At 64.5% G+C, this 12,470-nt stretch carries 15 protein-coding genes; 13 read left to right on the plus strand and 2 right to left on the minus strand.

Features of this window, described 5'->3' with window-relative positions; all coding sequences use genetic code 11:
* The first annotated feature begins 51 nt into the window (after window positions 1-51).
* The 12 genes from JHX87_RS14125 to recO all read left to right on the plus strand — a co-directional run bounded on the left by JHX87_RS14125 (window position 52) and on the right by recO (window position 9,368).
* Window positions 52-1,875, plus strand: coding sequence for a tetratricopeptide repeat protein (locus JHX87_RS14125; protein WP_272833706.1), 1,824 nt, complete (start codon window positions 52-54; stop codon window positions 1,873-1,875).
* 3 nt (window positions 1,876-1,878) lie between these two features.
* On the plus strand, window positions 1,879-2,706 hold the full coding sequence (locus JHX87_RS14130) for a 4-(cytidine 5'-diphospho)-2-C-methyl-D-erythritol kinase (RefSeq protein ID WP_271885589.1): 828 nt from the start codon (window positions 1,879-1,881) through the stop codon (window positions 2,704-2,706).
* A gap of 25 nt (window positions 2,707-2,731) precedes the next feature.
* Complete coding sequence (locus JHX87_RS14135) at window positions 2,732-3,466, plus strand: pyridoxine 5'-phosphate synthase (protein ID WP_271885588.1); 735 nt, start codon at window positions 2,732-2,734, stop codon at window positions 3,464-3,466.
* Window positions 3,463-3,930 (plus strand): hypothetical protein, encoded by a 468-nt coding sequence (locus tag JHX87_RS14140; protein ID WP_271885587.1) that lies wholly within the window; start codon window positions 3,463-3,465, stop codon window positions 3,928-3,930. Before JHX87_RS14135 ends, JHX87_RS14140 begins: the two co-directional genes overlap by 4 nt.
* Complete coding sequence (gene acpS, locus JHX87_RS14145) at window positions 3,927-4,346, plus strand: holo-ACP synthase (protein ID WP_271885586.1); 420 nt, start codon at window positions 3,927-3,929, stop codon at window positions 4,344-4,346. The genes JHX87_RS14140 and acpS overlap by 4 nt, the downstream gene beginning before the upstream one ends.
* Window positions 4,347-4,418: 72 nt before the next feature.
* Window positions 4,419-5,207 carry a signal peptidase I gene (lepB, locus tag JHX87_RS14150; RefSeq protein WP_271885585.1) on the plus strand — a complete coding sequence of 263 codons (789 nt, stop codon included), beginning with the start codon at window positions 4,419-4,421 and terminating at the stop codon, window positions 5,205-5,207.
* Complete coding sequence (gene rnc / locus JHX87_RS14155) at window positions 5,204-5,893, plus strand: ribonuclease III (protein ID WP_271885584.1); 690 nt, start codon at window positions 5,204-5,206, stop codon at window positions 5,891-5,893. The genes lepB and rnc overlap by 4 nt, the downstream gene beginning before the upstream one ends.
* Entirely contained in the window at window positions 5,890-6,804 is a 915-nt protein-coding gene (gene era / locus JHX87_RS14160; protein ID WP_271885583.1) for a GTPase Era, read from the plus strand. Before rnc ends, era begins: the two co-directional genes overlap by 4 nt.
* A 3-nt stretch (window positions 6,805-6,807) precedes the next feature.
* Window positions 6,808-7,140: a DUF1491 family protein gene (locus tag JHX87_RS14165; protein WP_271885582.1), complete on the plus strand. Its 333-nt coding sequence runs from the start codon at window positions 6,808-6,810 to the stop codon at window positions 7,138-7,140.
* A 72-nt stretch (window positions 7,141-7,212) separates the two neighbouring features.
* Window positions 7,213-8,145 carry an EamA family transporter RarD gene (gene rarD / locus JHX87_RS14170; RefSeq protein ID WP_271885581.1) on the plus strand — a complete coding sequence of 311 codons (933 nt, stop codon included), beginning with the start codon at window positions 7,213-7,215 and terminating at the stop codon, window positions 8,143-8,145.
* Window positions 8,146-8,198: 53 nt separating this feature from the next.
* Entirely contained in the window at window positions 8,199-8,636 is a 438-nt protein-coding gene (locus JHX87_RS14175) for a VOC family protein (RefSeq protein WP_271885655.1), read from the plus strand.
* A gap of 3 nt (window positions 8,637-8,639) precedes the next feature.
* Entirely contained in the window at window positions 8,640-9,368 is a 729-nt protein-coding gene (gene recO, locus JHX87_RS14180) for a DNA repair protein RecO (RefSeq protein WP_271885580.1), read from the plus strand.
* A gap of 5 nt (window positions 9,369-9,373) precedes the next feature.
* On the opposite strand, the gene JHX87_RS14185 is transcribed toward recO, so the two are convergent.
* Window positions 9,374-9,841: an META domain-containing protein gene (locus JHX87_RS14185; protein WP_271885579.1), complete on the minus strand. Its 468-nt coding sequence runs from the start codon at window positions 9,839-9,841 to the stop codon at window positions 9,374-9,376.
* 73 nt (window positions 9,842-9,914) lie between these two features.
* Entirely contained in the window at window positions 9,915-11,522 is a 1,608-nt protein-coding gene (locus JHX87_RS14190) for an acyl-CoA dehydrogenase family protein (protein ID WP_271885578.1), read from the minus strand.
* A gap of 182 nt (window positions 11,523-11,704) precedes the next feature.
* Here JHX87_RS14190 and JHX87_RS14195 point away from each other — a divergent pair, with 182 nt between their 5' ends.
* Window positions 11,705-12,469, plus strand: a complete 765-nt coding sequence (locus JHX87_RS14195; RefSeq protein WP_271885577.1) for a sulfite exporter TauE/SafE family protein — start codon at window positions 11,705-11,707, stop codon at window positions 12,467-12,469.
* Window position 12,470 lies beyond the last annotated feature (1 nt).

Raw genomic sequence — 12,470 nt, forward strand, 5'->3', positions numbered from 1 at the left:
CGTCGCGTTTAGGGTCGCCGGAACAGTTTAGTGATTTCCGGGATGGAAGACGTGACCCAAAGCCGCCCGAACATGGCCCTGATCGCCGCGCTGATGGCCGGCCTGGCCCTGCCTGCCGCCGCGCAGCAGCGACCCGAGCCCCGGCCGGGCGATGATGCGCCCGCGGCGCAGGCCAAGGCGCCTCAGGCCCCGCTGACCTTCGGTCTGGCCGGACCCTATCTGGCCGCGCGGATGGCGACGGTGGAAAATGATTTCGGGGCCGCCGCGCGCTATTTCGTGCAGGCGGTGGCGCATGATCCCTCGGATCGGTACCTGCAGGACAGCGCGCTGGTCTCGCTGGTCTCGGCGGGTGAGATCGACCGCGCGGTGAAGCTGTCCGACCAGATCGCGACCGAAGGCGATCCGACCGAGCTTTCCGGCCTGATCCAGCGCGCCGCGCTGGCCCATGGCGGCGACTGGCAGGGGCTGCTGGACTCGTTGGCCAACAAGCCCACGGGTGCAGCCATCGAATCCGATCTGCTGGATGGCATGCTGGAGGCATGGGGCCTGCTGGGGGCGGGCCGCGCGCAAGAGGCATTGCAGAAATTCGAAGACATGGCCAAGGCGCGCAGCGTGGCGCCGATGGTGAATTACCATCTGGCGCTGGCCCGCGCGATGGTCGGCGATTACGAAGGTGCCGACAGCCTGCTGGCCGATCCGGCCACCGGCGCGCATCTGTTGGGCTTTACCGCCCGGGCCGAGATCCTGACCCAGCTTGATCGTCGCGACGAGGCCGTGGCGATGCTGGATTCGCTTGAGGGGATCGAGGCAGAGCCGCAACTGCTGGCCCTGCGCAACCGCATCGCCGATGGTGAGCCGGTCAGCTTCGACGTGGTCAAGACCGCAGCCGATGGCATCGCGCAGGTCTTTCTGACGCTGGCCACGGCGCTGGCCAGCAGCCCCGAACCGGAACCGCTGTCGCTGATCTATTCCCGTCTTGCCGTCTGGCTGTCGCCCGACAGCGCTGAGGCGCGGCTGATGATGGCCCAGCTTTTGCAGGAACGAGAGCAATTCCACCTGGCCGAGCCGGAATTCGAGGCCCTGCGCCGCATGGGTCAGATGCGTCCGATCGCCGAACTGGCGCGGATCGACGCGCTGTCCCGCGCGGATCACCGCGATGAGGCCGAAAAGGCCGCCCTGGCGCTGACCGCCGCCTATCCCGACCTTCCGCAGGCCTGGATGGCGCTGGGCGATCTGCTGCGGCAGCAGGAAAAATTCAACAAGGCCGTGCCGGCCTATGACAAGGCGCTGGCCCTGCTGGAGGATCAGCCGCCCGAGGCGAAATGGTTCCCGCTTTACGCGCGCGGCATCGCGCTGGAACGGGCGGGTCAGTTCGAGCGCGCCGAGCAGGATCTGCTGGCCGCCATCGAGATCCGCCCCGATCAGGCCAGTCTGCTGAACTATCTTGGCTATAGCTGGATCGACCGGAACGAGAATCTGGATCGCGGGCTGGAGATGATCCAGAAGGCGGTCGAGCTGTCGCCCGATGACGGTTATATTCAGGATTCGCTGGCCTGGGCCTATTTCCGTCTGGGCCGTTTCGAGGAAGCCGTCGAACCGATGGAACGTGCCATCGGCACCATGTCGCAGGATCCGCTGGTCAACGACCATCTGGGCGATATCTATTGGATGGTGGGCCGCCATCGCGAAGCCGAAATCCAGTGGAAACGTGCCTTGTCGCTGGAACCGACCGATGCGGGGGATGTCGATGCCGACCGGGTCCGGGCCAAGCTGGAGCGTGGTCTTGATGCGGTGCTGGCCGAGGAAAAAGCCTCGGGCAACCAGCCGAAGGGATCGGCGCCGATAGCAGAGCCGCAGGCCTCGAATCACAACTGATCCATGTCGCTGCAGACCGAATTTGCCCCGGCCAAGCTGAATCTTGCGCTGCATGTCACCGGGCGGCGCAAGGATGGCTATCACCTGCTGGATTCGCTGGTGGTGTTCGCCGGGATTGGCGATCATCTGCGGCTTCAGCCGGGGCCGCTGTCGCTGACGCTGGATGGTCCCTTCGCCGCTGGTCTGCAACCGGATGAGGATAACCTTTGCCTGCGCGCCGCGCGGTCGATGGGGGCAGAGGTCGCCATCGGCCTGACCAAGAACCTGCCCGTCGCCTCGGGCATCGGCGGCGGGTCCGCGGATGCGGCGGCGGTGCTGCGGACGCTGACGCGGATGGGCTATGGATTGCCCGACAACCCGGAACGGCTGGGCGCGGATGTGCCGGTCTGCCTGCTCTCCGCTCCGGCGCGGATGCAGGGCGTGGGCGAGATCGTAACGCCCTTGCCCGCCATTCCCTCGGTGCCGATGGTGCTGGTCAATCCGGGCGTGGCGGTGCCGACGCCGCAGGTTTTCGCCGCGATGGAGCGGCGCGACAATCCGCCCCTGCCGACGATCCCGGCATTTTCCGGGCTTGATGATCTTGTCGGCTGGCTGCGCGGCACGCGCAACGATCTGCAGCCCGCCGCCTGCCGGATCTGTCCGCAGATCGATCAGGTCTTGCGGGCCTTGCAGGACAGCGGCGCGGCCCTGTCACGGATGTCGGGATCGGGCGCGACATGCTTTGGCCTTTATGACAGCGCCGATGCCGCGCGGACGGCTGCGGATGCGCTGTCGGGGCGCGGCTGGTGGGCGGTTGCAACGGAACTGGCACAGCCGCTGCGGCGGCGCTAGGCTGGCGAAAAGACAAGAGGGAACCATGCTGCGTCTGGGAGTGAATATCGATCATATCGCAACGGTGCGGAACGCGCGTGGCACCCCCTGGCCCGATCCGCTGCGCGCGGCAAAGCTGGCCGAACAGGCGGGCGCCGATGGCATCACCGCCCATCTGCGCGAAGATCGCCGCCACATCCGCGATTCCGATATCGACGGGCTGATGCGGGAGTTGTCACTGCCGCTGAACCTTGAAATGGCGGCAACCCCCGAAATGCAGGCCATCGCCCTGCGGCACCGGCCCCATGCCATCTGCGTCGTCCCCGAAAAACGTGAGGAACGCACGACCGAGGGCGGTCTGGATGTCGCCGGAAATCAGGCCTATCTGGCGGATTTCATCGCCCCCCTGCGTGAGGCGGGCAGCCGTGTCTCGTTATTTATCGGGCATGAGCCTGCGCAGATCGAAGCCGCTGCCCGGATCGGCGCGGCGGTGGTGGAACTGCACACCGGCGCCTATTGCGATTTCGACACCGAAGGCCGCGCGGCGGAACGCGACGCGGAACTGGCCGGTCTGGTCCTGGGCGCCGAACTGGCCGCCCGCCTAGGGCTGGAGGTGCATGCGGGCCACGGCCTGACCTATGACAATGTCGCGACGATTGCCGCCATCCCGCAGATCGCCGAGCTGAATATCGGCCATTTCCTGATGGGCGAGGCGATGTTCCTGGGCCTGGACGGCGCCATTCGCGAGATGCGCCGCCGCATGGATGAGGCCCGCGGATGAGGGCGCTGTTTCCGCTTCTGGCCCTTGTCGCCGCCCCGTCCTTCGCGCAATCGGTGGGTGAGTGCGGCGACTGGAGCCTTGCCCGCAACCTGCCCGAGCCGTGGGAAGAGAACAGCGCGACCTATGCCAATGGTCAGGTGCGGCTGGCGCTTCTGGACACGCTGGAACCTGCGGCGACGGCCATGCATCTGATGATCCTGTCGCCGCCTCTGGATGAGCTTGGCGACCGGCAATGCAAGACCGTATCCCTTGCCGCCGCGCCGGATCAGGGCGGCTGGCCCGCAGGCTTCATGGCGATCGATTTCGCCGCGCGTCAGGCCGATTACGATCCGCAGAACGGTCTGCAGATCACCCTGCCGGTGCGCGTCTTCAACCCCGACCTGCCGCAGGGCGACCGGGGCGCGCTGGACATCACCATCAACCAGCAGACCGGGCAGATCGGCGCGGTGATGGTGGCCGAATGATTTTGGGTATCGGCACCGATCTGGCCAATATCGAGCGGATTCAGGGCACGCTGGACCGTTTCGGCGACCGGTTCCGCAATCGCGTCTTCACCGAGACGGAACTGGCCAAGGCCCGTCGCCGCAAGGATGAGGCCGGGACGCTGGCGAAACGCTGGGCCGCGAAGGAGGCCTGTTCCAAGGCGCTTGGCACCGGGCTGGCCATGGGCATCAGCTGGCGTGACATGGCGGTCAGCAATCTGCGCAGTGGTCAGCCGGTGATGGAGCTGACCGGCTGGGCCGCGCGGAAGCTGGATCAGATGACCCCGCCCGGGCATCGCGCCATTGTTCATGTCACCCTGACCGACGATCATCCCTGGGCGCAGGCTTTTGTGGTGATCGAGGCGCTGGCCGACCAAAACAGCCCTGCAAAACCTTGACTTTGCCCCCGCGCGGGGACCATGAACGCGCGACGCGGCGATCTGGCCCGCGCAATGCCAAAGGACGACATCATGGCCGAAAAAGCAGCGAAGAAGGAAGGTCTGTGGGAGACCGTCAAGACGATCTTCTGGGCGCTTGTCATCGCGGGCATCTTCCGCACGCTGTTCTTTCAGCCCTTCTGGATCCCCTCGGGCAGCATGAAGGACACGCTGCTGATCGGCGATTTCCTGTTCGTCAACAAGATGGCCTATGGCTATTCGCAATATTCCTGCCCCTTCGCGATGTGCCCGATCACCGGCCGCATTCTGGGCAGCGAGCCTGAACGCGGCGATGTCGTCGTGTTCCGTCACCCGACCCAGGGCGTCGATTTCATCAAGCGCCTGATCGGCCTGCCCGGCGACACGGTGCGCATGACCGACGGTCGCCTGTGGATCAATGGCGAAGAGGTGCCGCAGGTGCAGAAGGAAGATTTCGTCGAGATCAAGGAACAGCAGGGGCCGCAGGGTCTGGTGCCGCGCTGTATCAACGATCCCGTCGCCGAGGGCGGCCAATGCGTGAAAGAGCGGTTCACCGAAACCCTGCCCAATGGTGTCAGCTATGATGTGCTGAACATCGTCGATGGCTGGGACGTCGATGATACCGCGACCTTCACCGTCCCCGAGGGGCATTATTTCTTCATGGGCGACAATCGCGACAACTCCAAGGATTCGCGCTTCCGGGCGGAATTCGGTGGCGTGGGCTTTGTCTCCGAGGAATATCTGATCGGTCGGGCCGACCGGATCATGTTCTCGTCCGCCGGGCGGTCGCTGCTGTATTTCTGGACCTGGCGCGGGGACCGTTTCTTCAAGGCGGTGAATTGAAACCGGGCGCGGATATTCAGGCGTTCATGACCCGGCTGGGTTATGAATTCACGCGGCCGGAACTGCTGATCCGGGCGCTGACGCATGGCTCGATCGGTTCGGCCACGCGGCCCGACAATCAGCGGCTGGAATTTCTGGGCGATCGCGTGCTGGGCCTTGTCATGGCCGAGGCGCTGTTCAAGGCGGATCGTGCCGCCCAGGAAGGCCAGTTGGCGCCGCGCTATAACGCCCTCGTCCGCGGAGAGACCTGCGCCGCTGTCGCGCGCGAGATCGGTCTGGGCGAGGTGCTGAAGCTTGGCCGGTCCGAGATGATGTCGGGCGGCCGCCGCAAAGAGGCATTGCTGGCCGATGCGATGGAGGCGGTGCTGGCCGCGATCTATCTGGATGGCGGTTTCGAGGCGGCCGAGCGTGTCATCCTGACGCTGTGGGCCGACCGTCTGACCAGCCTTGACGAGGATCCCCGCGACGCCAAGACCGCCTTGCAGGAATGGGCGCAGGCGCATGGCATGTCGCCGCCCAGCTACGAGCAGACGGGTCGCAGCGGCCCGGATCATGCGCCCGTCTTTCACATCACGGTGCTGCTGGACGATGGCAGCACGGCCGATGCCACCGGCGCCGGCACCAAACGCAGTATCGAACAGGAAGCCGCGCAGAAATTGCTGTCCCGGCTGGAGGGCGGCGAATGACCGACACCCAAACCCGCGCCGGCTTCGTGGCGCTGATCGGCGAACCCAATGCCGGGAAATCCACCCTGCTGAACCAGATGGTCGGCGCCAAGGTCAGCATTGTCACCCATAAGGTGCAGACAACCCGCGCCCGCATTCGCGGCATCGCCATCGAAGGCGACAGCCAGTTGGTTTTTGTCGACACGCCCGGCATCTTCCGGCCCCGGCGCAGGCTGGACCGCTCGATGGTGGCCGCCGCATGGGGCGGGGCCTCGGATGCCGATATCATCCTGCTGCTGGTCGAGGCGCATCGTGGCCTGACCGATGGCGTGCAGGCGATCATCGATCAGCTTGCCGCGCTGGAGCGCAAGACGCCGGTGGCGCTGGTGATCAACAAGATCGACCGCGTCAAGGCCGAGGTCCTGCTGGCCCTGTCGCAGAAACTGAACGACGCCTATCCGTTTTCCCAGACCTTCATGATTTCGGCCGAGCGCGGCTATGGCTGTGCCGATCTGCGGCAATGGCTGGCCCAGACGCTGCCGGTCAGCCCGTGGCTTTACCCGGAAGATCAGATTGCCGATCTGCCCATGCGGATGATCGCGGCCGAAATCACGCGCGAGAAACTGACCCTGCGGCTGCATGAGGAAATCCCCTATCAGCTGACGGTCGAAACCGAATCCTGGGAAGAGCGCAAGGATGGCAGCGCCCGCGTGGATCAGGTGATCTATGTCGCCCGCAACGGCCATAAGGGCATCGTGCTGGGCAAGCATGGCGAAACCATCAAGGCCGTCAGCCAGGCCGCGCGGCAAGAGCTGGAAGAGTTCATGGGCCGCCGTATCCACCTGTTCCTGCAGGTCAAGCTGCGCGAAAACTGGCAGGAAGAGGCCGAGCGCTATGGCGAGATCGGCCTTGATTTCCGCGACGGTGACTAGGCCATGGCCAATCCGCGCCTGGCCACCGGGATCTGGGTGTCCGCCTATCTGAGACGGCTTGGGCTTCAGAATATACCGGCCTATGTGGTCGCACATGGCGACGACACGGCGGGGGCGGTTCTGGTGAAATGCGCGCTGCTGGACGGAACGGCCCAGCTTTGGACGCGGGAATGGGATTTCGAAACCGACAGCCACGACTGGCGCATGTCCCTGCAGGCCGATGAGGAATCGGTCGATGCCGCCATCCGGCGACAGCGCGGTTTCGATCCGGATCTGTGGGTCATCGAAATCGAAAGCCGCGAAGGCCGCGTGCTGTTGGAAGAAGAGGGTTTCTGACCCGCTGCGCCGGTCCTCCGGCGTTGCGCGCGACCTCTGGTATCGGCTGCGAATGCGCCATATGGTTCGCGCATGACAACCATCCCCGATCAGAATGTCGATACGCCGCGCGGTCTGGCCTATGCCATCGCCGCCTATGCGCTATGGGGCTTTCTGCCGCTTTACATGAAGGCGCTGGCGCATATACCCCCGACCGAGGTGATCGCCCATCGGGTCATCTGGTCGCTGCCCATCGCCGGGGCCGTGCTGCTGTATCAGGGTCGGTCCAGCGATGTCATCGCCGCCTTCCGCACGCCGCGCCTTTTGGCGATGGCGGGGCTGACGGCGATGCTGATCTCGGTCAACTGGCTGACCTATGTCTGGGCCATCGCCAATGACAAGGCGCTGGACGCGGCGCTTGGCTATTACATCAACCCGCTGTTCAGCGTCTTCCTGGGCGCGACCCTGCTGGGAGAGCGTCTGAGCCGCCTGCAGATGATCGCCATTGCGCTGGCCGCGGCGGCTGTGATCCTGCTGACGGTGCAGGCGGGCAGCCTGCCGCTTGTCTCGATCTCGCTGATGCTGACCTGGGGTTTTTACGCCTATTGCAAGAAAAAGCTGCCGCTGGGCCCCAATCAGGGCTTCACGCTAGAGGTGCTGATCCTGACGCCTCTGGCCTTGGGCTGGCTGTTCTGGCAGGCCGCCGGGGGCGCGTCGCATTTCGGGCTGAACTGGCGCGATACGCTGTTGCTGATCGGCTGCGGCCCGATCACGGCCATTCCGCTGCTGTTCTATGCCAATGGTGCCAAGCGCTTGCGCCTCTCGACCATCGGTATCCTGCAATATATCGCGCCGACAATGATCTTCCTGACCGCCGTTTTCGTCTTTGACGAACCCTTCGACACGGCCCGCATGATTGCCTTCCCGATGATCTGGGCGTCGCTGGTTCTCTATTCCATCAGCCTGATCCGGCAATCGGGCGCAAAGCGGTTCGGGGCCGGGGATCGCACGCGGCGCATGCAGTAAGACCCACAGGCGGCGGAGCCTCCGTCGCCGCAAAACACAGGTGAAACATGTCCCTGCCACGACAACGCGTCACGCTGATCACATTGGGGGTGGCCGATCTGGACCGCGCCCGCGAATTTTACACCGCATGGGGCTGGCAGCCCTATGACGGTCCCGATAAAGGGATTGTCTTCTTTCAGATGAATGGCGCGGTTCTGGGCCTGTTCGGGCTGCAGGATCTGGCCAAGGATCAGGGGCGGCCGGGCGCCAGTCTGGGGACCGGCGCGATGACGCTGGCCCAGAATTGCGCCGATGATGCCGAAACCGATGCCGTGTTTCAGGCGGCCTTGCAGGCGGGCGCCACGGCGCTGAAACAGCCCGAGAAGGTGTTCTGGGGCGGATATTCCGGCTATTTCGCCGATCCTGACGGCCATGTCTGGGAAATCGCCACCAATCCCTTCTGGCCGCTGGAAAAGGACGGCAGCCTGATCCTGCCCGCGCCGCAGGGCTGAGCCATGGAGTGGCAGGCCGAGGGCACGGTGATCTCTCGCCGTCCGCATGGCGAGACTGCCGTGATCATCGACGTGCTGACGATGGAATATGGTCGCCATGCCGGGCTGGTGCCGGGCGGGGCCTCGCAAAAGCGGGCGGCGATGCTGCAACCGGGAAACCGGCTGGATCTGCGCTGGCGCGCGCGGCGGGACGATCAGCTTGGCACCTTCACCGCCGAACCGCTGCGCCTGCGTACCGGGATCCTGGGCGATGCGCTGTCACTGGCGGGGCTGAACGCGGTCAGCGCGCTGCTGCTGTTCGTGCTGCCCGAACGCGATCCGCATCCCCGTCTTGCCGCCCTGACGGAAGCCCTGCTGGACCGGATGGAACGGGCCGAGGACTGGGCGCAGGATTACATGCACTGGGAAATGCTGCTGCTGGATGAGATGGGTTTCGGGCTGGATCTGAGCCGCTGCGCCGTGACCGGCGCGCGTGAGGGGCTGGCCTATGTCAGCCCGCGATCGGGGCGGGCGGTCAGCCGGGCCGGGGCCGGGGAATGGGCCGACAAGCTGCTGCCGCTGCCCGGCATTCTGGGCGGCGCGGGCGATAACCGGGGGCGCGGGATCGAGGATGGGCTGGCGATCACCGGGCATTTCCTGCACCACCGCGTCGCCTCGGATCTGGTCGGGCGGCAATTACCCGCCGCCCGTGACCGTCTGATCAGACGGCTGACCCGAAGCCAGCCGTCCTAAGGATTTTACTGCAGGCCCTGCTGGCCGCGCGCCGCGTCAAGGGCGCTGATCTGGTCGCGCTTGGGCACGCCGCGTTCAAAGATCAGCCAGGTCTGCGGGGCTTTGACCTTCAGCACGCCGCCGTAATATTCGACCGAAGTGGCGCTTTGCAGCGTCTGGAAGAAGCTGGTCTCCAGATCCTGATTGACCGCGCAAGCCTGCGTGGACGAGCTGATCGGACCCAGCTGCAGCGCGGGCAGATCGCCGTTATTTTCGACAGTGTAGCGGTTGCAGGGGCCGTGGCCGGACAGGCGGTTTTCCTCGACCCGCAGGGTGACATCGCGCAGCGGCACGGTGCGGCCACCAAGGCCGACCAGCACGTAATCGCCCAGCGGGATGCCACCGGCAGAGGTTTTCGGGGCCGGGTCTTCACAAGCGGCAAGGGACAGCACGGCCGCAGCAGCGGCAACGGCCATGAAAGGACGACTGAACATCTAAAGCTCCTTCAAAGGGCAGGGCGGTTGCGGCGGGCGCCGCAGATTGCCCAAGAGATTACAGCAATCTCTTTCACCCCAAAAGGCGCCGCGCAATAACTTGCGCCTGAATCTCGGCGGCACCCTCGAAAATATTCAGAATGCGTGCGTCACAAAGCACACGGCTGATCTGATATTCCAGCGCAAAGCCGTTGCCGCCATGGATCTGCAGCGCATTGTCGGCATTTGCCCAGGCGACCCGCGCGCCCAGCAGCTTGGCCATTCCGGCCTCCAGATCGCAGCGATGGCCCTGATCCTTTTCGCGGGCGCTGAAATAGGTCAGCTGGCGCGCGATCATGATTTCCACCGCCATCATCGCCAGCTTGTCGGCCACGCGCGGGAAGGCGATCAGCGATTTGCCGAATTGCTTGCGGTCCAGCGCATATTGCAGGCCCAGTTCCAGCGCATTCTGCGCCACGCCGATGGCCCGCGCAGCCGTCTGGATGCGGGCGCTTTCGAAGGTCTGCATCAATTGCTTGAAGCCTTGCCCGGTTTCGCCGCCCAGAAGGTTCTCGCCCTTGACCTCGAACCCGTCGAAGCCAAGCTCGTATTCCTTCATGCCGCGATAGCCCAGAACCTCGATCTCACCCCCGGTCATGCCGGGCGTCGGGAAGGGGTTCGCATCATCGCCGGGTGTCTTTTCGGCAATGAACATCGACAACCCGCGATAATCCGTCGTGTCGGGATCGGTGCGCGCAAGCAGCGTCATGATATGGGTGCGGGCGGCATGGGTGATCCAGGTCTTGTTGCCGGTCACCTTCCAGTTGTCGCCATCCCTGACCGCCCGCGTGCGCAGGCTGCCCAGATCGCTGCCGGTATTGGGTTCGGTAAAGACGGCGGTGGGCAGGATCTCTCCGCTGGCCAGCTTCGGCAGCCAATGTGCCTTCTGATCATCCGTGCCGCCGCCCAGGATCAGTTCCGCCGCAATCTCGCTGCGGGTGCCCAGACTGCCGACGCCAATATAACCGCGCGACAATTCCTCGCTGACGACGACCATCGCGGCCTTGGACATGCCAAGCCCGCCCAGATTTTCCGGAATCGTCAGGCCAAAGACGCCCAGCTCGGCCAGTTCCTCGATGATTTCCATCGGGATCAGCTCATCCTTCAGGTGCCAGTCATGGGCATAGGGGACGACCTTGTCATCGGCCCAGCGGCGGAACTGGTCGCGAATCATTTCCAGATCCTCGTCCAGCCCGGTGGCGCCAAAGGTCGCGCTGCCGCGATTATCCGCGATCAGTTCGGCCAGCCGCGCGCGGGCCTTGGGCGTGTTGCCCGCCATCAATTCGCGCGCCGCATCCGAGGGCTGCCAGTCGATGCCCAGATCCGACAGCCGGGCAAATTCGTTCTGGCTCATCGGGATCCCGCCAAGGATCTGCGTCAGATATTCGCCAAAGCCGATCTGCGCGATCAGCTGCTCGGTCTCTCCGCTGCAGGTTTCGGCCCAGGCGCCAAGCTGTTTCAGCGATTCGACATAGGTTGCCAGCCAGGACAGCGTATGGGCGGCATGCTGATGCATCTCCAGCGCGGCGGGGTCGGGGCGACCCTCTGGCGCGACAAGGTCGCGCAGGGCCTGCGTGGCGCGGGCCTGAAGCTCTTCGATCTCGGTCAGAACAAGGGCGGTCTGTGACGGCATATCTTTCATCTTCTCGTCCTTTGCGGCGTTGCAGCATTGGTAGTGCCTTAGCAGATGCGGCGCAACTATAATGCGCAGAAAGATCGAAATTTGACCGAATGTGTCGCAACGTTTTCTGCGGCACGTTCCGCGGCATATCCCGCGACACAAGCGGGATTTTCTTTTCCGAATCCCGGGTCTAGCCTGCGCGCATGTTTGGACTGGACCCCTGGCAATTCTGGGCAATCATCGCGATCACGGGCTTTGCGGGTTTCGTGAAGGGCGCGGTCGGATTCGCCATGCCGATGATCATGATGTCGGCCTTCAGTTCGATCCTGCCCGCGCAGACGGCACTGGCCTGTCTGATCATGCCCACGCTGTTCACCAATATTCAGCAGGCCTTCCGCTTTGGCCGGGCCGAGGTCGTATCCTCGATCCGCAGCTATCGCTGGCATATCGCGATGGTGCTGATCTTCATCTGCGTCTCGGCCGGGTTCGCCGCCGCGATTCCGCAGGGCTGGATGTATCTGATGCTGGGCGTGCCCATCGTCGCTTTCGCGGTCTGGCAATTGTCGGGGCGGCCGATCCTTCTGGACATGCATCATCGCCGCCGGGCCGAGATCGTGACCGGCATCATCGGTGGGCTTTACGGCGGCATCTCCGGGATCTGGGGGCCGCCGCTGATCGTCTATCTGCTGTCCACCGGGGCCAGCAAATCCGAACAGATGCGGGTGCAGGGGATCGTGTTCCTGCTGGGCGCGATCATGCTGCTGGTGGCGCATCTGTTTTCGGGCATCCTGAATGCCCAGACGCTGCCCCTGTCGCTGATCCTGTGCATTCCGGCCTTTCTGGGCATGCAACTGGGCTTTGCCTTGCATGATCGCATGGATGTGGTGCAGTTTCGGCGTTGGACGCTGATCCTGCTTGTGATCACCGGGCTGAATCTGGTCCGTCGCGCATTTTCAATTGGGTTTTGAC

Origin of the sequence: Paracoccus fistulariae, from assembly GCF_028553785.1 — a bacterium.
Taxonomy (GTDB): Bacteria; Pseudomonadota; Alphaproteobacteria; order Rhodobacterales; family Rhodobacteraceae; genus Paracoccus; species Paracoccus fistulariae.